Origin of the sequence: Pseudoxanthomonas sangjuensis, assembly GCF_010211755.1 — a bacterium.
Classification (GTDB): Bacteria; Pseudomonadota; Gammaproteobacteria; order Xanthomonadales; family Xanthomonadaceae; genus Pseudoxanthomonas_A; species Pseudoxanthomonas_A sangjuensis.
The window spans coordinates 36,849-56,068 of record NZ_PDWR01000025.1 but is presented as its reverse complement, the minus strand read 5'-3'; the positions used below and the strand labels follow the sequence as shown (position 1 = coordinate 56,068).

Genomic DNA, 19,220 nt, shown 5'->3' with positions numbered 1-19,220 from the left:
GGGGAAAGGGAGTCTGCCGGTTCGCGACGGTTCCGGCAAAACCGGGGGCGCAGCGGCGGCTGCGGTTTGACAGGGGTTCGGTATCTCCTTGATAATTGGTCGCTTATGTCCACAGGCGAACGCGAGCACGGCCACGAAGCCAGGGTGCCCGAGGCAGTGGACGCCTGGCGCGCGGTGGCGGCGCGGCGCGGTTACGAAGGCCGCGTACCGCTGGCGGCCTTCGAGCGCCTGAAGGGGTTGTTGCTGGATGCGCAGGGCGAAGTCGCGTGGCGGCTGCAGTTCGACCGCGACAGCCTGCAGGTGCCCTACGTGGAACTGCAACTGGAAGCGGAATTGCCGCTGCAGTGCCAGCGCAGCCTGAACCGCTTCCTGCTGCCGGTGCGCATCGGGCAGCGGCTGGGCCTGATCCGCGACGAAGCGGACGAGGCCGGGCTGCCGCCGGACTACGAGGCGCTGCTGGTGCCGGAAGACGGGCAGCTGCAACTGCTGGACATAGTGGAAGACGAATTGGTGCTGGCGGTCCCGCCGGTGCCGGTGGCGCCGGGCTCGGAAGCGGTGGAACGCGACTGGCCGGCCCAGGAAGAAGAATTGGCGAAAGCCAATCCCTTCGCGGCGCTCGCGTCGTTGAAGAAAAACTGACCCTCCCGGTGGCAGCATTCGTCCGAATGCAATCCAACTAAAAAACCATCGGGATCCAACTGGAGCAAAACCATGGCTGTACAGAAATCCCGCGTCACCCCGTCCCGCCGCGGCCAGCGCCGTTCGCACGACGCCCTCACCGCCAAGCAGCTGTCGACCGACCCGACCAGCGGCGAAACCCACCTGCGCCACCACGTGACCGCCGACGGCTACTACCGCGGCAAGAAGGTCATCCAGACCAAGGCCGTGGTCGTCGACGAAGAATAAGCAAAGTTGACGCAGTTCCATCGCGTTGACCGGGGCTGGCGGGTAAACTGCCGGCCCTTCGTCGTGTCTGCGCGACGGAAAACCGCGTAGCCGTGCCCGCAACCGGCACCCCCGAATACAGAGGAACAGGCATGACCCAGACGGGCCGCATTTACTCCCGCATCGCCGGCACCGGCAGCTACCTGCCCGAAAAGGTACTGACCAACGACGACCTGGCGAAGATGGTCGACACCAGCGACGAGTGGATCCGGAGCCGCACCGGCATCCGCGAGCGCCACATCGCCGCCGCAGGCCAGACCAGCGGCGACCTCGGCTACGAGGCCGCGCTGCGGGCGATGGAAGCCGCCGGCGTGACCGCCGCCGAGCTCGACATGATCGTGGTTGGCACCACCACGCCCGACCTCGTCTTCCCGTCCACCGCCTGCCTGGTCCAGGCCAAGCTCGGCGCGGAAGGCTGCGCGGCGATGGACGTCAATGCCGCCTGCTCCGGCTTCGTGTTCGCGCTGAGCGTGGCCGACAAGTTCATCCGCTGCGGCGACGCGAAGACGGTGCTGGTCATCGGTACCGAGACCCTCAGCCGCATCGTCGACTGGACCGAGCGCACCACCTGCGTGCTGTTCGGCGACGGCGCCGGCGCGGCGGTGCTGAAGGCCGACGCGGAAACCGGCATCCTCAGCACCCACCTGCACGCCGACGGCAGCAAGAATGACCTGCTGTGGAACCCGGTCGGCGTTTCCGCGGGCTTCAGGAGCGACGAGCCGAACGGCGGCGCGAAGATCAACATGAAGGGCAACGACGTCTTCAAGTACGCGGTGAAGGCGCTCGACGGCGTGGTCGACGAGACCCTCGCCGCCAATGGCCTGGACAAGCGCGACCTCGACTGGCTGATCCCGCACCAGGCCAACCTGCGGATCATCGAAGCCACCGCCAAGCGCCTGGAGATGTCGATGGACCAGGTGATCGTCACCGTCGACAAGCATGGCAACACTTCGTCGGGCTCGGTGCCGCTGGCGCTGGATGCGGCGATCCGTTCCGGCCGCGTGCAGCGCGGCCAGCTGTTGCTGCTGGAAGCCTTCGGCGGCGGCTTCACCTGGGGCTCGGCGCTGCTGCGCTACTGATCCGCGCGGCGAAACGATGCGCACGCGAAAACGGCCCTGCAAGGGCCGTTTTCCGTTTCGGCGGGAAGCGTCGCCGGGGCGAATGCCGCGCGTCGCCGCTTCGCGCCTACATACGCACAGGTACAGACAAAACGCGGGTTTCGCCCGTATCATCGCCGCTCGATTTTTCCGACGGATTCCCGCGTGACCGCAGCGCAACTCGCATTCGTTTTTCCCGGCCAGGGTTCGCAGTCGATCGGCATGCTCGCCGAGCTGTCGGAACTGCATCCGGGCGTGCGCGACACCTTCGCCGAAGCCTCCGACGGCGCCGGCGCCGACCTGTGGGCGCTGTCGCAGGGCGGCCCCGAGGAAATGCTCAACCGCACCGAATACACCCAGCCGGCGCTGCTCGCCGCGGGCATCGCGGTGTGGCGCCTGTGGCAGGCGCAGGGCGGTGCGACGCCCGCGCAACTTGCCGGGCACAGCCTCGGCGAATACACCGCGCTGGTCGCGGCCGGCGCGTTGTCGCTGAAGGACGGCGCGCACCTGGTGCGCCTGCGCGGCCAGCTGATGCAGGACGCCGCGCCGGAAGGCGTCGGCGCGATGGCGGCGGTGCTCGGCGCCGACGACGCGCTGGTCGCCGCGGTTTGCGAGGAAGCGTCGGACTCGCAGGTCGTGGTGCCGGCCAATTTCAATTCGCCCGGGCAGATCGTCATCGGCGGCGCCACCGCCGCGGTCGAACGCGCGATCGCGCTGCTCGGCGAACGCGGCGTGCGCAAGGTGGTCAAGCTCGCGGTCAGCGTGCCGTCGCACACGCCGCTGATGCGCGAGGCCGCCAACCGCCTGGCCGAGGCGATGGCCGGCCTGGAATGGCACGCGCCGCGGCTGCCGGTGGTGCAGAACGTCGATGCCAGGGTGCACGATGGCGTCGACGCGATCCGCGACGCGCTGGTGCGCCAGTTGTACCTGCCGGTGCGCTGGACCGAATGCGTGCAGGCGCTGGCCGCGGGCGGCGCGACCCGCATCGCCGAGTGCGGCCCGGGCAAGGTGCTGAGCGGCCTGGTCAAGCGCATCGACAAGGCGCTGGACGCGCGTTCGCTGGCGGCGCCGGCCGATTTCGCCGGCGCGCTGGAAGAATGGAAGTGATACGGTTGTCGGTTCGTGGTTGTTGGTTGGGGCGGTAATCGCACCCATCGCAGCCAGCAACCAAGAACCAACGACCAAGAACCAGAATTCGGGATTCCGGAAATGAGTGAAGCATTGAAAGGCGAAATCGCCCTCGTCACCGGCGCCAGCCGCGGCATCGGCGCCGCCATCGCCGACGAGCTCGCCGCGCAGGGCGCGACCGTGATCGGCACCGCGACCAGCGAAGCCGGCGCCGCGGCCATCGGCGAGCGCCTCGCGGCGAAGGGCGGGGCGGGGCGCGTGCTCGACGTCGCCGACGGCGCGCAGGTCGAGGCGTTGATCGACGCCATCGCCAAGGAATTCGGCCCGGTTTCCATCCTCGTCAACAACGCCGGCATCACCCGCGACAACCTGCTGATGCGGATGAAGGACGAGGACTGGCAGGCGATCCTCGACACCAACCTCAGCAGCGTCTACCGCACCAGCAAGGCGGTGATGCGCGGGATGATGAAGGCGCGCAAGGGCCGCATCGTCAACATCGCCTCGGTGATCGGCGTGACCGGCAACGCGGGGCAGGCCAATTACGCGGCGGCGAAGGCCGGCATCATCGCCTTCAGCAAGTCGCTGGCGAAGGAGATCGGCAGCCGCGGCGTCACCGTGAACGTCGTCGCGCCGGGCTTCATCGACACCGACATGACCAAGGCGCTGCCGGAGGACGCGAAGAACGCGATGCTCGGGCAGATCGCGCTGGGCCGCTTCGGCGAACCCGCCGACATCGCCCGCGCGGTCGCGTTCCTGGCGGGTCCGTCGGCCGGCTACATCACCGGCGAGACCTTGCACGTCAACGGCGGCATGTACATGCCGTAACTTGATTTCCAGTGTAAGTAATTGATTAGAATACGGTCGTGGCGGGTGCCCGCCGCCGCCGGATTCCACTACACTATGCCCGGTCGCCGCCGCCCCGCGATGGCACTCCGGTTTCCAAGCCACAATTTCTCGTAACCCCAACTCCGTCTGGAGCGATACCACATGAGCAGCATCGAAGAACGCGTCAAGAAGATCGTCGTCGAACAACTTGGCGTCAAGGAAGAGGAAGTCACCAACAGCGCGTCGTTCGTCGACGACCTCGGTGCCGACTCGCTGGACACCGTCGAACTGGTGATGGCGCTGGAAGAAGAGTTCGAGTGCGAGATCCCGGACGAGGAAGCCGAGAAGATCACCTCGGTGCAGCAGGCCATCGACTACGTCAAGGCCCACGTCAAGGCCTGAGGTTCGTCCCTGACAAGAGCCCGGCCGTCCATGGCCGGACTTCCCGTGGAAAGGCCTGGCGCATTCGTGACGCCAGTGCAGCCGGGGAAGTACAACCGGGGCCGCGGATGCGGCCCCGCGCGTATGTGAAACCGGAACCGGCGCGTGCGCCGGCCGCAACAAACGTAAGGAGCCGCATATGAGCCAGCGTCGCGTCGTCATCACCGGCATGGGCATGGTTTCGCCGTTGGGCAACGACCTGGCCAGCAGCTGGGATGGCATCGTCAACGGCCGTTCCGGCATCGGCCAGATCACCTCGTTCGATACAGAGGGCTTCACCACCAAGATCGCCGGCGAAGTCCGCGACTTCGACCCGACCAGTTTCGTGTCCGCCAAGGACGCGAAGAAGATGGACCCGTTCATCCACTATGGGCTCGCCGCGTCGTTCATGGCGCTGGACGATTCCGGGCTGGAGATCACCGAGGCCAACGCCGAGCGCATCGGTGCGATCATCGGTTCCGGCATCGGCGGCATCCATGGCATCGAGGAACAGACCCTGCGCCTGCACGAAGGCGGCGCGCGCAAGGTGTCGCCGTTCTACGTGCCCAGCACCATCATCAACATGCTGCCCGGTCAGCTGACCATCCTGAAGGGCATCAAGGGCCCCAGTTTCTCGGTGGTCTCGGCCTGCGCCACCTCCAATCATTCCATCGGCACCGCGATGCGCGCCATCCAGTACGGCGACGCCGACGCGATGGTCGCCGGCGGCGCCGAACTCGGTTCGTCGCCGACCTCGGTGGCCGGCTTCTGCACGATGAAGGCGATGTCCACGCGCAACGACGATCCGGCCCGCGCTTCGCGTCCCTGGGACAAGGACCGCGACGGCTTCGTGATCGGCGACGGCGCCGGCATCCTGATCCTCGAGGAATACGAGCACGCCAAGGCGCGCGGCGCGCGCATCTACGCGGAACTGGCCGGCTTCGGTTCCAGTTCCGACGCGCACCACATGACCGCGCCGAGCGAGAACGGCGAGGGCCCGGCGCGCTGCCTGGCCGCGGCGCTGAAGGACGCGAAGGTTTCGACCGGGCAGGTCGAGTACCTCAACGCGCACGGCACCTCGACGCCGCTCGGCGACGTGGCCGAGACGCTGGCGATCAAGCGCGCGCTCGGCGACCACGCCTACAAGATCATGGTCAGCTCGACCAAGTCGATGACCGGGCACCTGCTCGGCGCGGCCGGCGGCGTCGAGGCGATCTTCTCGGTGCTGGCGATCCACCACGGCATCGTCCCGCCGACGATCAACCTCGACGAGCCGGGCGAGGGCTGCGACCTCGACTACGTGCCGAACGTCGCGCGGCAGAAGAAGATCGACGTCGCCGTGTCGAACGGCTTCGGCTTCGGCGGCACCAACGGCACGCTGGTGTTCAAGCGGATCTGACCGCAACGGTTCCTTCCCCCGTGAGCAGGGGAAGGTGCCGGGGGCGGATGGGGGCGAACGAGGCGAGATGATCCGGACCCGCGCGCTTCGCCCCGACATCGACCTGCTGGCGCTGCACCGGCTGGCGCCGTCGCGTTACCCGCTGCTGCTGGAATCGGTCGCGTCCGGCACCGCGCAGGGGCGCTGGGACCTGCTGCTCGCGGCGAACGGCGAAGGCCTGCGGCTGGACGCCGATGGAGCGACGCGCGACCTCGCCGGCAACCCGGTCGAAGGGGATTTCCTTTCCGCCCTCGACGCGCAGGGGGCGTCGCAGCGCATCCCGCGCGAGGAGCCGCGCTGGCCGTTCCGCGGCGGCTGGGCCCTGCTGCTCGGCTACGAACTGGCGGGACAGGTCGAGCCGGTGCTCGAGCTGCCGCGCGGCGACGGCGGATTGCCGGTCGCGGTGGCGCTGCGCTGCCCGGCGGCGATCCTGCGCGACCGCGCCAGCGGCGACTGCGTGGCGTTGGCCGAGGCCGGTCGCGACGGGCTGCTGGATGCGCTGCTTGCCGACATCGAGCGTTCGCGCGGGTTCGCGCCGTTGCCGGACTGGCGGCCGCCGGCGCGGGTCGACGAGGACGAGCCGCGGCGATTCACCGACGGCGTCGGCCGCATCCTCGATTACCTCGCCGCCGGCGACATCTTCCAGGTCAACCTGTCGCGCGGCTGGGTTGCGCACTTCGATGGCCCGCTTGAGCCGGCGGCGTTGTACGCGCGCTTGCGCAACGCCAATCCCGCGCCGTTCGCCGGCCTGTTCGCCGGGGGCGGCTGGGCGGTGGTCAGTTCGTCGCCGGAACGGCTGGTGTCGGTGCGCGGCGACGTGGCCGAGACCCGGCCGATCGCCGGCACCCGCCCGCGCTTTCCCGGCGACGACGACGCGGCGCGGATCCGCGAGCTGGTCGGCCACCCGAAGGAGCGCGCCGAGCACGTGATGCTGATCGACCTGGAGCGCAACGACCTGGGCCGCGTGTGCGTGCCGGGCAGCGTCGAAGTCGACGAGCTGATGACGGTGGAAAGCTACGCCCACGTCCACCACATCGTCAGCAACGTGCGCGGCCGGCTGCGCGGCGACGCCACGCCCGGCGCGGTGATCCGCGCGACCTTCCCCGGCGGCACCATCACCGGCTGCCCGAAGGTGCGCTGCATGCAGATCATCGCCGAACTGGAACGCGAAGCGCGCGGCGCCTACACCGGCGCGTTCGGCTGGCTCAACCGCGACGGCGACCTCGACCTCAACATCCTGATCCGCAGTGCCGAGGTGCGTTCGGCCGGGCAGGGCAGCGAAGTGCGGTTCCGCACCGGTGCCGGCATCGTCGCCGATTCCATTCCCGACAGGGAACTGGACGAGACCCGGGCCAAGGCGCGTGGCCTGCTGAAGGCCCTGTAGAGCGGCGCAAGCCGCGACCCGGCACGCGGTCGCGGGCGCCGGTCGCGGCTTGCGCCGCTCCTACAGATTGAGACGGCCAGCGGGTATCCTGCCGGCACCGACACAACGAATCGAGGTATTCGTGGCTTCACGTTTCATGCGCGGCTGCCGCAACATCGCCATCGTCCTGTTGCTGGCCGCGGTCGCCGGTGGCGCGTGGGTCTGGCAACGCTACGACAGCTTCGCCAACCAGCCCATCGCCGGTTTGCAGGCCGGGGACGCGGTGGTGGTCGAATCCGGCGATTCTTTCGCCCGGGTGTTGCGCAAACTGCGCGGCCAGGGCGTGCGCAACGGGTCCGACATCGAATGGCGGCTGCTGGCGCGGCGCATGGACGTGGCCGCCCGGCTCAAGGTCGGCGAATACGCGCTGCGCCCGGGCATGACGCCGCTGGACCTGCTGCGCGACATGCGCAACGGCAGGGTCGTGCAGCACCAGGTGACTATCGTCGAAGGCTGGAACATCCGCCAGGTGCGCGCCGCACTGGCGAAGGCCGAGCCGCTGCAGCACGAAACGGCGAACATGGACGACGCGGCGCTGATGAAGGCGCTGGGCCATCCGGGCGAGCACCCGGAGGGCCGCTTCCTGCCGGAGACTTATGCCTACTCGCGCGGCGACAGCGACCTCGACGTGCTGAAACGCGCCTACGACGCGATGGACAAGGCGCTGGCCGATGCGTGGGACAGGCGTGCGGCCGACAATCCGCTGCAGACCCCGTACGAGGCACTGATCCTCGCTTCGGTCGTCGAAAAGGAAACCGGCGTGGCCGACGAGCGCCCGCAGATCGCCGGCGTGTTCGCGCGGCGGCTGAAGGCCGGTATGCTGCTGCAGACCGACCCGACCGTGATCTATGGCATGGGCGCGGCCTACGACGGCAACATCCGCAAGCGCGACCTGCTGGCCGACACGCCGTACAACACCTACACCCGGGTCGGTCTGCCGCCGACGCCGATCTCGATGCCCGGCCGGCAGGCGCTGGAAGCGGCGGCGAACCCGGCCGGCGGCGACGCGCTGTTCTTCGTCGCGGTGGGCGACGGCAGCGGCCGCCATGTATTCTCCAGGTCGGTGAGCGAACACAATGCCGCCGTCGCCGCTTACCTGCAGCAACTGCGGCAACGGCGCACCGCCGGGAAAGAGAAAGCGAAGGGAACCGCAGCGCAATGACCGAAGCCGTCGTCAGCCACCCGCATTTCGTCAGCCTGGAGGGCGGCGAGGGCGCGGGCAAGACCAGCGCGCTGGCCGCGATCCGCGATCTGCTGCACGCGCGCGGCCACGAGGTCGTGGTCACCCGCGAACCCGGCGGCACGCCGCTGGCCGAACGCATCCGCGAACTGCTGCTGGCCCCCAGCGACGGCGAGAAGCTGGCACCGGAAACCGAGCTGCTGCTGATGTTCGCCTCGCGCGCGCAGCACGTGCGCGAGGTGATCCGCCCGGCGCTGCGCCGTGGCGCCTTCGTGGTCAGCGACCGCTTCACCGATTCCAGCTACGCCTACCAGGCGGCGGGGCGCGGCCTCGACGAGGCGCTGGTCGCCGAACTGGAACGGCGCGTGGTCGGCATCCAGCCCGGCCTGACCCTGCTGCTCGACCTCGACGTGCGCGAGGGCCGCGCGCGTACCGCCGGCCGCGACCTGTGGCCGGACCGCATCGAGAGCGAGCAGGACGATTTCTTCGAACGCGTGCGCGAGGGCTTCCGCAGGCGCGCCGCCGCCGAACCGCAACGCTTCCGTGTCATAGACGCTTCGCAACCGCCGGCCGAGGTCGCGGCGGCGGTGACGAAGGCGTTGGCGCAATGGCTGGACGCGAAGCCGCAGTGAGCACGTCTGGCTCCGGCAATACGATTGCGCCCTGGCAACAGCGTGCCTATGACCATCTGGTGGCCGCTTTCGATGCTGGACGGCTTGGTCATGGACAGTTGATAAGCGGTCCTGCTGGCTTGGGCAAGCGAGATGTCGTGGAGAAGTTCGGTCAGTATGTGCTTTGCGTGGACCGGTACGACGGACAGCCATGCGGCAAGTGCAAGAGCTGCCTTTTGTACCAGTCGCGTTCGCAGCGCGATCCGCTGGAACATCGGCCCGACAAGTCGCCGTCGCATCCGGATGGGCATCCGACGCACCCGGATGCGATTTTTATCGGTTTTGCGCTGAATCCGAAATCATCCACAAAGAGCATGTGGACTCAGATCGTCGTCGACCAGATGCGCGACTTGACCGAGCGTCTGTTCAAGACGGCGCAACTCGGCGGAAATATCATCGCGTTGATCGAACCGGCCGACGCCCTGAACGAAAGTGCGAGCAATTCGTTGCTGAAAACGCTCGAGGAACCAGTTCCAGGTCGTTACTTGTTCTTGATAACGGCAAATCCCATGCGCCTGCCGGCGACGATCCGCAGCCGCGTGCAAAGGCTCGAAGTCAAATTGCCGCCGCGCGCCGAGGCGCTGGCCTGGTTGCGCGGGCAGGGCCATCCGGAAAAGTCGGCGATCGAAGCGCTGGATGCCGCGCGCGGCCATCCGGGCCTGGCCGACGAATGGCTGCGCGGCGAAGGACTCGTCCTGCGCCGGCAGGTCGCCGAGGACCTGGACAAGCTCGAGCGCGGGCAGGGCACGGCGACGGAGATCGCACAGCGCTGGTCTTCCGACGAATTCGTCGACCTGCGCCTGCGCCATGCCGCGGACCTGGCGCTGGCCCGGGCCGGCGACTTGACGGACATGGCCAAGATGAACAAGCTGGCGTCGTGGTTCGACGCCGCCAACCGCACCCGTGACCTGTTGCGCACCACGGTGCGCGGCGACTTGGCGATGGTCGACCTGCTAGTGGCCTGGCGCGGCGTCAACCGCGCGGCCGGCGTCGGGGAACGTGGAGGCAGTGCATGAATGCAGCAACAGGCGGGCGCCAGGGCATCCTGTCGCTGGCGGTCAAGGACAAGGCGTCGCTGTACAACGCCTACATCCCGTACGTGAAGGGTGGCGGCATTTTCGTGCCGACGCCGAAGCGCTATTTCCTCGGCGACGAGGTGTTCCTGCTGCTAACCCTGCCCGAGTCGAGCGAACGCCTGCCGGTGGCCGGCAAGGTGGTGTGGGTAACCCCGGTCGGCGCGCAGGGCGCGCGCGTGGCCGGCATCGGCGTGCAGTTCACCGAGAGCAGCGAAGGCGAGGCGGTGAAGAACAAGATCGAGACGCTGCTGGCCGGCACGCTCAACGCGGACAAGCCGACGCATACGATGTGACGCGACGGCGTACCTGCGGCAAAACGGCGAGGCGGGTCCCGCCTCATGAAAAATAGCCCCGACATGCGGGGCTTTTCCGTATCCGGCGCTGGACCGGCTGCTTACAGCCCCCTGAACAGGATCCCCGGGATCGGCGCCCCAGCAAGGGTAGGGCGGGTCGTGACCCGCCCATCAACCGTTCCGGCAAAGCGAACCGAAACCTGAACAGGCAAAAATCCCGGTCAACTTCGCAATTCCTGTCCCGTTATCCGTACCGAAGCGGCGCAACACCGCGTCCGCATTCGACAGGATGGGCACCATGAAGAAGCTGGCTACCACCGCATTCGTTGCACTCGGTTTGCTGGCTGCGCCGACGATGGCGTCTGCCGCCACCACCGCCTATGCCAACTCCACCGTCAGCCTGCGCACCGGCCCCGACGCCGGCTACCCGCGCGTGGCGACGCTGCGCGCCGGCACGCCGCTGCAGGTTTACGGCTGCATCAACGACTGGTCGTGGTGCGACGTCAGCGTCGGTCGCGACCGCGGCTGGGTTTCCGCGGGCCATCTGGATGCCTACTCGCGCGGTCACCGCGTCGCCGTCAGCCGCTACGGCGTGGGCCTCGGCCTGCCGGTGATCCGCTTCACCTTCAACAGTTACTGGAACGACCACTACCGCTACCGTACCTGGTACGCGCAGCGCAACCAGTGGGCCGGCTATCGCCCGCCGGTGCAGCGGATCGTGGTGGTGAAGCCGCAACCGCGACCGGTGGTGGTCAAGCCGCAGGTTCCGGGCAAGGGCGTCATGCAGCACCAGTCGCGGCAGAAGAACGCGCCGGATCGCGGCAACGGTTCGCGCAAGGTGGCCTGGCGCGATCCCGCCGGCAAGTCGCAGCAGCGCACGCGTTGATCGCCCGGCATTGCAAACGGAAAGCCCCCGCATCGCGGGGGCTTTCCTTCATCCGCAGGACGGGAAGCGAAGCCGCTTACAGCCCCTTGAACAGATTTCCCAGCAGCAACACCACCAGCGCGGCGACAACCAGCCAGAAGGCGTACGGCACCAGCACCGGGATGTAGTGCAGCTTCGCCGCCACGCCGATGCCGCCCAGCAGCAGCGAAAGGAAGAACATGCCGGTGGTGGGTGCGCTCAGGTTGAACATGCGGGGAATGGCCTCGGTAGCGTGGAATGGATGCGGGCGATTATGCCGCCTCGCCTCGCGCCGCATCCATGACCGAATTCCGGTTCCGGGCCCGGTTCAGACCGGCTTCTCGCGCAGCAGCGGCGAATCCCAGCCCGGCCGCGGCGCGAAGCGGCTGCCGTAGCGGGCGTGCAGGGTGTTCAACCGCGCCAGCAGTTCGTCGGCGCCGGTGGCCCTGATGTACTGGATCGGGCCGCCGCGGAACGGCGCGAAGCCGGTACCGAAGATCGCGCCCGCGTCGAGCAGGTCGGCGTCGCCGACCACGCCGTCGTGCAGGCAGGCCACCGCTTCGTTGAGATAGGGCAGGACCAGGCGATCCTCGAGGTCGGCCGGCACCTGGTAGTCCTTCGGCAGTTCCGGCTTCACCGGCTTGCCGTTCTCCCACTTGTAGAAGCCCTGGCCGTCCTTCTTGCCGCGCTTGCCCGGCTCGGGCGCCGCCGCCAACGCCGGCGGCACCTGCAGGCCGAGGAACGGCGCCAGTTCCTTGTTGACCCCGTAGGCCACGTCCAGGCCCACGGTGTCGATCAGTTCGATCGGGCCCATCGGCATGCCGAACTTCACCGCCGCCTTGTCGATCGCCGCGCCGGGGATGCCTTCCGAATACGCCGTCGCCGCTTCCAGCATGTACGGGAACAGGATGCGGTTGACCAGGAAGCCCGGCGTGCCGGTCACCGACACCGGCAGCTTGTCGATGGCCTTGCAGAACGCGGCCAGCCGCCGCTCTGTTTCCGGCGCCAGGCCGTCGTGGCGGATGATCTCGACCAGCGGCATCTGCGCCACCGGGTTGAAGTAGTGCAGGCCGGCGAACTGCGCCGGTCGTGCGATGTGTCCGCGCAGTTCGGTCAGCGGGATCGACGAGGTGTTGGTGGTCAGCAGCGCGTCGGCCTTCATCCGCGGCTCCAGCGACTGGTACAGCTCGCGCTTGGCGTCGGGGTTCTCGACGATCGCCTCGATCACCAGGTCGGCATCGGCCGCGCCTTCGCCGGCCAGGTCGCCCTTCAGCCGCGCCGCCACCGACGCGCGCCTGGCTTCGTCCTTCACCCGCTTGGCGAACAGTTCCTGCGCGCGGGCCAGGGCCGGGTCGATGAAGCGCTGCTCGCGGTCCTGCAGGGTCACCTCGAAGCCCTTGTAGGCGGCCCACGCGGCGATGTCGCCGCCCATCACGCCGGCGCCGACCACGTGCACGCGCGAGATGCCGTGATCTTTCCCGCCCAGGCCCTTCATTCGTTCGGTCAGGAAGAAGATGCGCACCAGGTTGCGCGCGGTCGGCGTCGAGGCCAGTTTCACCACCGCCTTGCGCTCGGCGTCGAGGCGGCCCTGGATGCCCTTGCCGCCGGCGTTCTTCCAGACGCCGATCAGCGCGTACGGGGCCGGGTAGTGCGCCTTCGGCGCCTTGCGGGCGACGGTCTTGGCGATCTGCGGGGCCAGGACCTGCCGTGCCGGCCAGGTGTTCGTCGCCCAGCCGAGGAATTTCTGCTTGAACGGGCGCTCGGCGCCCTTGCCCAGCAGCGCGATCGCCGCATCGAGCAACTGCTCCGGCGCCACCACCTTGTCGACCAGGCCCATGGCGCGCGCGGCCGATGCCGACAGCGTGCGTCCGGTCAGCATCATGTCCATCGCCGCCGGCGCGCCGACCAGCCGCGGCAGTCGCGCGCTGCCGCCCCAACCGGGGAAGATGCCCAGCTTGACCTCGGGCAGGCCGATGCGGGTCGAGCCGTCGCTGCTGGCCACGCGGTAGCGGCAGGCCAGCGAGATCTCGGTGCCGCCGCCCATGCAGAAGCCGTGGATCGCGGCGACGGTGGGGAAGGGCAGCTCGGCCAGCTTCTGGAACACGACCTGGCCGCGGCGGATCGCGTCGTTGGTGGTGCCCTTGCGGTCGAACTCCTGGAATTCCTTCAGGTCGGCACCGGCGATGAAGCCGTTGGGCTTGGCCGAACGCAGCACCAGCCCCTTCGGCGGGTCGATCGACAGGCGCTCGATGATGTCGGCCAGCTCGATCAGGACGTCCTGGGAGAAGGCGTTGACCGATGCGCCCTGGCGGTCGAAACCGAGCACGACGACGCCGTCGTCGCGCAATTCGGTGCGCCAGTGACTGAATCGCAGCCCATCGAAGCTCGTCGCCATGGGAGGGACCATCCGTTTGCGTATGGGAAAGGCGACTATCATCCGGGGCTTGTTCAACTTCCGTCAAATCCCCATGCCTTTGGCGTGACCGCCGGCACGGGCCAGGCGGCGGGTTTGCGGTTCGAATGGCCCTTGTGCGTCCCGTTCGGGCGGGCCGTGAACTTTTTTCCACCCGGGTTGTCACAGAGTCCGGTTCAATGCCGGATCGACAGGAGTGCGGTTCGGCATGGCCGATGCGGTGAGCAAAAACGAGATGAAGCACGACCCTTCGAAGGTGGACCTGCCGGAGGGTGGCTCGCCGCAGGAGCTGGACCTCGAGCTGGTCAAGCGCGTACAGCGCGGCGACAGCGCGGCATTCGACCTGCTGGTGCGCAAGTACCAGCACCGGATCGTGGCGCTGGTCGGGCGGTACGTGCACGACTGGAGCGAAAGCCAGGACGTGGCCCAGGAGACCTTCCTGCGCGCATACCGCGCGCTGGGCAGTTTCCGCGGCGACGCCCAGTTCTACACCTGGTTGCACCGGATAGCCGTGAACACAGCGAAGAACCACCTGGTCGCCCACAACCGCCGCCCGCCCACCGACGACGTGGACGCCGCCGACGCCGAACAGTTCGATGCCGGTGCGCGCCTGCGCGACACCGACACGCCCGAGCGCGAGTTGATGCGGCAGGAACTGGAGCGCACGGTGATGAAGGCGGTCGACGCGCTGCCGGAGGAACTGCGGACCGCGATCACCCTGCGCGAGGTGGACGGCCTGAGCTACGAGGAAATCGCGCAGAAGATGGATTGCCCGATCGGCACGGTGCGCTCGCGCATCTTCCGCGCGCGCGAAGCCATCGACGCCGAATTGCGGCCCCTGCTCGACAGCCCCAGCGCCACCCGCGAGCGCAACCGTTCCTGAGTGCATTGCCCATGAGTTCTTCCAACCCCCTTCCCGCCGACAAGTTCGAACTGCATTACCGGCAGCAGCTGTCCGCGTTGATGGACGGCGACCTGTCGCCGGACGAGGCGCGCTTCCTGCTGCGCCGCCTGCAGCACGACGGCGAACTGAACGCGCAATGGGAGCGCTGGCAACTGCTGGCCGACGTGTTGCGCGGGCAGGCCACGGCGCCGGCGCCGGCCGGCTTCGCCGAGCGCGTCGGTGCGGCGATCGCCGCCGAGCCGGCCATTGCCGGTTCCACCGCATCGGCATCGACGGCGCGTTCGCGCGGAGCCCTGGTCCGCTGGGGCGGCGCGCTCGCCGCGTCGGTGGCGGTCGTGGCCCTGTTCTTCGCCCGCCAGCAGGCGCCCGGCGATGCGGAGCCGGCCCCCCTGGCTGCGGCCCCCGCCGCCGAACCGGCCACGGCCGGATCGCCCGTCGCCTCGTCCGCCGCGGATGTCAGCCTTGCCGACGCCGACCCCGCCGCGCCGGCGCCGGTCGTGGCCTCGGTCGCCCCGCGCCCGGTCGCCGCGACGCGGCGCAGCGCCACCCGTACCCAGCAGGCCGCGCGCAGCACGGCGCTGGCGCGCCGCGAAGCCGAACCGCGGCGTGCCGCCGCCATGGTCGCTGCCCCGCCGGTGGCGCCACCGGTGCTGGTCGCCGGCGCTGCCGGCGAGAGCCGCGCCCGCGACCGCGACCCGTTCTCCACCGCCGGCATCGAGGCGCAGGCGCACGTGCCCGCCGCGCGGCCATGGCCGCGTTCGGTGTTGCAGTCGTACCCGGGCAATGGCGGCTTCACCGCCAGCTATCCCGGCGGCGGCAACGCGACGCATGTCTTCTATCCGTTCGAACCGCGGCTGATGCCGGATGCCCCGCCGGGCGAATCGCCGGCGGAAGCGGAGCCGCAGGACTGCCCTGAAGCAATGTGGTTGGAGGTTCCTGGTTGTCGGGTTGCCGGCGGGAAAACCGCCGCAGTCGATCGCCGGCCGACAACCAGGAACCCACGACCAAGAACCCATCACAATCGACACATGCCTTCGATGAACCTTCGTGCCCGCAACGGCCTGCTCGGCCTGCTGATCCTGACCACCCCGCTGGCCGCCTGCGCGCGGCCGGCCCCCGTCGCGGCGGATGGTTCCACGCCGGCCGCGACCAGTTCCATCGCGCAGAGCAGCGCGCCGCAGATCGTCACCGGCCTGCCGGATTTCACCAGGCTGGTGGAGACCGTCGGCCCGGGCGTGGTCAACGTCGAGGCCAAGGTCACGCCGAAGCTGTCGCGGGCCCAGCGGCAAATGCCGGATGACGAGGAGATGCCGGAATTCTTCCGCCGCTTCTTCGGCCCGGGCTTCCAGATGCCGGGGCCGCAGGAACGCGGCGGGGTTTCGTCGGGCAGCGGTTTCATCATCTCGCCCGACGGCTACGTGCTGACCAACCACCATGTCATCGACGGTGCGGACACGGTGACGGTGAAGCTGTCCGACCGCCGCGAGCTGAAGGCCAAGGTGATCGGCAGCGACCAGCAATACGACGTGGCCCTGCTGAAGATCGACGCCAGCAACCTGCCAAGCATCCGCATCGGCAATTCGAACACGCTCAAGCCGGGCCAGTGGGTGGTGGCGATCGGTTCGCCGTTCGGCCTGGACCACTCGGTCACCGCCGGCGTGGTCAGCGCGGTGGGCCGCAGCACCGGCAACGACCAGCGCTACGTGCCCTTCATCCAGACCGACGTGGCGATCAACCCCGGCAATTCCGGCGGTCCGCTGCTGAACACCAGCGGCGAAGTGGTCGGCATCAACTCGCAGATCTTCTCGCGCTCCGGCGGCTACATGGGCGTCAGCTTCGCGATCCCGATCGACCTGGCGATGAGCGCGGCCGAGCAGCTGAAGAAGACCGGCAGGATCCAGCGCGGGCAGATCGGCGTGGTCGTCGGCCAGATCGATTCCGATACGGCCAAGGGGTTCGGCTTGCCCGATTCCCGGGGCGCGCTGATCAACGACGTGCAGGACGGCAGCGCGGGCGAGAAGGCCGGCCTGCAGCCCGGCGATGTCATCCGTTCCATCAACGGGAAGCAGATCGATACCTTCAATGAGGTGCCGCCGATGGTTGGCGCGATGGCGCCGGGCACGAAGGTCAGGCTGGGCGTGTGGCGCGACGGCAAGCTGCACGACATCGACGTGACCCTGACCGCACTGAAGGAAGACGCCGGCATCGGCCCGTCCGGTGGGGAGGGCGACGACGATTCCGGCACGGGTTCCGCGACGACCGCGAAGGCCGAATTGCTCGGCATCGAGGTCGCCGACCTCAGCGCCGATGACCGCAAGCAACTGGGCCTGTCCGCCGGCGAGGGCATCCAGATCACCGACATCATCGGTTCCACCGCCCTGGAAGCGCGCCTGCAGGCGGGCTACATCATTACCCAGGTCGGCCGTACCAAGGTCGGCAGCGTCGCCGCCTTCAACAAGGCCCTGGCCGGGGTGAAGCCCGGCGACGTGGTGATGCTGCTGGTGCGCAGCCCGCGCAGCGGCGCCAGCCAGTTCGTCGCGGTGACCGCGGCGAAGGATTGACGGCTGCGGATCCCCCCGCGCCCGGTGCTAGCCGGGCGCGGGCTTCGGGCGCAGGCGCAGGCGCGCGGCATGCGATAATGCGCCGTTCTCACCATGACGGCCACGCGCCGCCCCCATGCAGCATATCCGCAACTTTTCCATCATCGCCCACGTCGACCACGGCAAATCGACGCTGGCGGACCGCATCATCCAGCTTTGCGGCGGCCTCGAGGCCCGCGAAATGGAGGCGCAGGTGCTCGATTCGAACCCGATCGAGCGCGAGCGCGGCATCACCATCAAGGCGCAGTCGGTGTCGCTGCCGTACAAGGCGCGCGACGGCCGCACCTACCAGCTCAACTTCATCGACACCCCCGGCCACGTCGACTTCAGCTACGAGGTCAGCCGCTCGCTGGCCGCCTGCGAGGGCGCGCTGCTGGTGGTCGACGCCGCGCAGGGCGTCGAGGCGCAGTCGGTCGCCAACTGCTACACCGCGGTGGAGCAGGGCCTGGAAGTCGTTCCGGTGCTGAACAAGATCGACCTGCCGACCGCCGATATCGACCGGGCCAAGGCCGAGATCGAGGCGGTGATCGGCATCGACGCCTCCGAAGCGGTGGCGATCAGCGCCAAGACCGGCCTCAACGTGCAGGAAGTGCTGGAGGCGATCGTCCAGCGCATCCCGCCGCCGCAGCCCGGCGACACCGACAAGCTGCAGGCGTTGATCGTCGATTCGTGGTTCGACAACTACCTGGGCGTGGTGTCGCTGGTGCGCATCGTGCAGGGCGAGATCAAGCCCGGCGACAAGCTGCTGGTGATGAGCACCGGCCGCACCCACCAGGTCGACAACGTCGGCGTGTTCACGCCGAAGCGGAAGGTGCTGCCCAAGCTCGGCGCCGGCGAGGTGGGCTGGGTCACCGCCAGCATCAAGGACGTGCACGGCGCGCCGGTCGGCGACACCCTGACCCTGGCCGGCGATCCGGCGCCGAAGCCGCTGCCCGGCTTCCAGGAAATGCAGCCGCGCGTGTTCGCCGGACTGTTCCCGGTGGACGCCGAGGACTACCCGGCGCTGCGCGAGGCGCTGGAGAAGCTGCGCCTGAACGACGCCGCGTTGCGCTTCGAGCCGGAAAGCTCCGAGGCGATGGGCTTCGGCTTCCGCTGCGGCTTCCTCGGCATGCTGCACATGGAGATCGTGCAGGAGCGGCTGGAGCGCGAGTACGACCTCAACCTGATCACCACCGCGCCGACCGTGGTGTACGAGGTGGTGAAGACCGACGGCAGCGTCGTCTCGCTGGACAACCCGGCCAAGCTGCCGCCGGTGAACCAGATCGACGAGATCCGCGAGCCGATCATCCGCGCCAACATCCTGACGCCCGAGGCCTACATCGGCGCGATCATCACCCTGTGCGAGGAGAAGCGCGGCAGCCAGCTCGGCATCACCTACATGGGCAGCCAGGTGCAGATCGCCTACGAGCTGCCGATGGCCGAGGTGGTACTGGACTTCTTCGACAAGCTGAAGTCGGTCAGCCGTGGCTACGCTTCGCTGGACTACCACTTCCTGCGCTTCCAGGCCGGTCCGTTCGTGCGGGTGGACACGCTGATCAACGGCGACCGCGTGGACGCGCTGTCGCTGATCGTGCACCGCAGCCAGGCCGACCGCCGCGGCCGCGAGCTGTGCGAGAAGATGAAGGACCTGATCCCGCGGCAGATGTTCGACGTGGCCATCCAGGCCGCGGTCGGCTCGCAGATCATCGCCCGCAGCACGGTCAAGGCGCTGCGCAAGAACGTGCTGGCGAAATGCTATGGTGGCGACGTCACCCGCAAGAAGAAGCTCCTCGAGAAGCAGAAGGAGGGCAAGAAGCGGATGAAGCAGGTCGGGCGTGTCGAGATCCCGCAGGAGGCGTTCCTGGCGGTGTTGCAGATGGACAACAAGTAACGGGCAAGAAGAGACGGAACACCGTTCCAAAGG

18 protein-coding genes and 1 pseudogene are annotated in these 19,220 nt (G+C 68.6%); 17 read left to right on the top strand and 2 right to left on the bottom strand.

The window, feature by feature from the left end; all coding sequences use genetic code 11:
* The first annotated feature begins 105 nt into the window (after positions 1 to 105).
* The 13 genes from CSC71_RS12715 to CSC71_RS12655 all read left to right on the top strand — a co-directional run bounded on the left by CSC71_RS12715 (position 106) and on the right by CSC71_RS12655 (position 11,382).
* Positions 106 to 639 (top strand): YceD family protein, encoded by a 534-nt coding sequence (locus CSC71_RS12715; protein WP_162374749.1) that lies wholly within the window; start codon positions 106 to 108, stop codon positions 637 to 639.
* A 72-nt stretch (positions 640 to 711) separates the two neighbouring features.
* Entirely contained in the window at positions 712 to 906 is a 195-nt protein-coding gene (gene rpmF, locus CSC71_RS12710; protein WP_162374748.1) for a 50S ribosomal protein L32, read from the top strand.
* Between the two features lie 131 nt (positions 907 to 1,037).
* A complete protein-coding gene (locus CSC71_RS12705) occupies positions 1,038 to 2,024 on the top strand; it encodes a beta-ketoacyl-ACP synthase III (RefSeq protein WP_162374747.1) in 987 nt (328 codons plus the stop codon).
* A 183-nt stretch (positions 2,025 to 2,207) separates the two neighbouring features.
* Positions 2,208 to 3,149: an ACP S-malonyltransferase gene (gene fabD, locus CSC71_RS12700; protein WP_162374746.1), complete on the top strand. Its 942-nt coding sequence runs from the start codon at positions 2,208 to 2,210 to the stop codon at positions 3,147 to 3,149.
* A 102-nt stretch (positions 3,150 to 3,251) separates the two neighbouring features.
* Positions 3,252 to 3,995: a 3-oxoacyl-ACP reductase FabG gene (gene fabG, locus CSC71_RS12695; protein WP_162374745.1), complete on the top strand. Its 744-nt coding sequence runs from the start codon at positions 3,252 to 3,254 to the stop codon at positions 3,993 to 3,995.
* Positions 3,996 to 4,157: 162 nt separating this feature from the next.
* Positions 4,158 to 4,397, top strand: a complete 240-nt coding sequence (gene acpP / locus CSC71_RS12690; protein WP_093297108.1) for an acyl carrier protein — start codon at positions 4,158 to 4,160, stop codon at positions 4,395 to 4,397.
* Between the two features lie 178 nt (positions 4,398 to 4,575).
* Positions 4,576 to 5,814, top strand: a complete 1,239-nt coding sequence (gene fabF, locus CSC71_RS12685) for a beta-ketoacyl-ACP synthase II (RefSeq protein ID WP_162374744.1) — start codon at positions 4,576 to 4,578, stop codon at positions 5,812 to 5,814.
* 67 nt (positions 5,815 to 5,881) lie between these two features.
* Positions 5,882 to 7,237, top strand: a complete 1,356-nt coding sequence (locus CSC71_RS12680) for an aminodeoxychorismate synthase component I (RefSeq protein WP_162374743.1) — start codon at positions 5,882 to 5,884, stop codon at positions 7,235 to 7,237.
* 136 nt (positions 7,238 to 7,373) lie between these two features.
* A complete protein-coding gene (mltG, locus tag CSC71_RS12675) occupies positions 7,374 to 8,438 on the top strand; it encodes an endolytic transglycosylase MltG (protein ID WP_162374751.1) in 1,065 nt (354 codons plus the stop codon).
* Positions 8,435 to 9,088: a dTMP kinase gene (gene tmk / locus CSC71_RS12670; RefSeq protein WP_162374742.1), complete on the top strand. Its 654-nt coding sequence runs from the start codon at positions 8,435 to 8,437 to the stop codon at positions 9,086 to 9,088. Before mltG ends, tmk begins: the two co-directional genes overlap by 4 nt.
* A complete protein-coding gene (locus tag CSC71_RS12665; protein WP_162374741.1) occupies positions 9,064 to 10,143 on the top strand; it encodes a DNA polymerase III subunit delta' in 1,080 nt (359 codons plus the stop codon). Before tmk ends, CSC71_RS12665 begins: the two co-directional genes overlap by 25 nt.
* A complete protein-coding gene (locus CSC71_RS12660) occupies positions 10,140 to 10,496 on the top strand; it encodes a PilZ domain-containing protein (protein WP_162374740.1) in 357 nt (118 codons plus the stop codon). The genes CSC71_RS12665 and CSC71_RS12660 overlap by 4 nt, the downstream gene beginning before the upstream one ends.
* A gap of 298 nt (positions 10,497 to 10,794) precedes the next feature.
* On the top strand, positions 10,795 to 11,382 hold the full coding sequence (locus tag CSC71_RS12655) for an SH3 domain-containing protein (RefSeq protein ID WP_162374739.1): 588 nt from the start codon (positions 10,795 to 10,797) through the stop codon (positions 11,380 to 11,382).
* A 76-nt stretch (positions 11,383 to 11,458) separates the two neighbouring features.
* Here CSC71_RS12655 and CSC71_RS12650 read toward each other — a convergent pair whose 3' ends face one another.
* Both CSC71_RS12650 and CSC71_RS12645 read right to left on the bottom strand, forming a co-directional pair.
* Entirely contained in the window at positions 11,459 to 11,632 is a 174-nt protein-coding gene (locus CSC71_RS12650; RefSeq protein ID WP_162374738.1) for a hypothetical protein, read from the bottom strand.
* A 96-nt stretch (positions 11,633 to 11,728) separates the two neighbouring features.
* Positions 11,729 to 13,795: a 3-hydroxyacyl-CoA dehydrogenase NAD-binding domain-containing protein gene (locus CSC71_RS12645; RefSeq protein WP_162374737.1), complete on the bottom strand. Its 2,067-nt coding sequence runs from the start codon at positions 13,793 to 13,795 to the stop codon at positions 11,729 to 11,731.
* 253 nt (positions 13,796 to 14,048) lie between these two features.
* On the opposite strand from CSC71_RS12645, the gene rpoE reads away from it, so the two are divergent.
* The 4 genes and pseudogenes from rpoE to lepA all read left to right on the top strand — a co-directional run bounded on the left by rpoE (position 14,049) and on the right by lepA (position 19,187).
* Positions 14,049 to 14,696: an RNA polymerase sigma factor RpoE gene (gene rpoE / locus CSC71_RS12640; protein WP_425501953.1), complete on the top strand. Its 648-nt coding sequence runs from the start codon at positions 14,049 to 14,051 to the stop codon at positions 14,694 to 14,696.
* An 11-nt stretch (positions 14,697 to 14,707) separates the two neighbouring features.
* Positions 14,708 to 14,983, top strand: a pseudogene (locus CSC71_RS15675) (sigma-E factor negative regulatory protein); the annotation flags it as partial.
* 771 nt (positions 14,984 to 15,754) lie between these two features.
* Positions 15,755 to 17,278 (top strand): DegQ family serine endoprotease, encoded by a 1,524-nt coding sequence (locus CSC71_RS15425; protein ID WP_170295398.1) that lies wholly within the window; start codon positions 15,755 to 15,757, stop codon positions 17,276 to 17,278.
* 115 nt (positions 17,279 to 17,393) lie between these two features.
* On the top strand, positions 17,394 to 19,187 hold the full coding sequence (gene lepA, locus CSC71_RS12630; protein WP_162374735.1) for a translation elongation factor 4: 1,794 nt from the start codon (positions 17,394 to 17,396) through the stop codon (positions 19,185 to 19,187).
* Positions 19,188 to 19,220: the final 33 nt, after the last annotated feature.

Excerpts from the sequence above, each read along its gene's own strand:
- CSC71_RS12715 (WP_162374749.1), top strand. The coding sequence starts at position 106 with ATGTCCACAGGCGAACGCGAGCACGGCCACGAAGCCAGGGTGCCCGAG.
- rpmF (WP_162374748.1), top strand. The coding sequence starts at position 712 with ATGGCTGTACAGAAATCCCGCGTCACCCCGTCCCGCCGCGGCCAGCGC.
- CSC71_RS12705 (WP_162374747.1), top strand. The coding sequence starts at position 1,038 with ATGACCCAGACGGGCCGCATTTACTCCCGCATCGCCGGCACCGGCAGC.
- fabG (WP_162374745.1), top strand. The coding sequence starts at position 3,252 with ATGAGTGAAGCATTGAAAGGCGAAATCGCCCTCGTCACCGGCGCCAGC.
- acpP (WP_093297108.1), top strand. The coding sequence starts at position 4,158 with ATGAGCAGCATCGAAGAACGCGTCAAGAAGATCGTCGTCGAACAACTT.
- fabF (WP_162374744.1), top strand. The coding sequence starts at position 4,576 with ATGAGCCAGCGTCGCGTCGTCATCACCGGCATGGGCATGGTTTCGCCG.
- CSC71_RS12680 (WP_162374743.1), top strand. The coding sequence starts at position 5,882 with ATGATCCGGACCCGCGCGCTTCGCCCCGACATCGACCTGCTGGCGCTG.
- mltG (WP_162374751.1), top strand. The coding sequence starts at position 7,374 with ATGCGCGGCTGCCGCAACATCGCCATCGTCCTGTTGCTGGCCGCGGTC.
- tmk (WP_162374742.1), top strand. The coding sequence starts at position 8,435 with ATGACCGAAGCCGTCGTCAGCCACCCGCATTTCGTCAGCCTGGAGGGC.
- CSC71_RS12665 (WP_162374741.1), top strand. The coding sequence starts at position 9,064 with ATGGCTGGACGCGAAGCCGCAGTGAGCACGTCTGGCTCCGGCAATACG.
- CSC71_RS12660 (WP_162374740.1), top strand. The coding sequence starts at position 10,140 with ATGAATGCAGCAACAGGCGGGCGCCAGGGCATCCTGTCGCTGGCGGTC.
- CSC71_RS12655 (WP_162374739.1), top strand. The coding sequence starts at position 10,795 with ATGAAGAAGCTGGCTACCACCGCATTCGTTGCACTCGGTTTGCTGGCT.
- CSC71_RS12650 (WP_162374738.1), bottom strand. The coding sequence starts at position 11,632 with ATGTTCAACCTGAGCGCACCCACCACCGGCATGTTCTTCCTTTCGCTG.
- CSC71_RS12645 (WP_162374737.1), bottom strand. The coding sequence starts at position 13,795 with ATGGCGACGAGCTTCGATGGGCTGCGATTCAGTCACTGGCGCACCGAA.
- rpoE (WP_425501953.1), top strand. The coding sequence starts at position 14,049 with ATGAAGCACGACCCTTCGAAGGTGGACCTGCCGGAGGGTGGCTCGCCG.
- CSC71_RS15425 (WP_170295398.1), top strand. The coding sequence starts at position 15,755 with ATGAACCTTCGTGCCCGCAACGGCCTGCTCGGCCTGCTGATCCTGACC.
- lepA (WP_162374735.1), top strand. The coding sequence starts at position 17,394 with ATGCAGCATATCCGCAACTTTTCCATCATCGCCCACGTCGACCACGGC.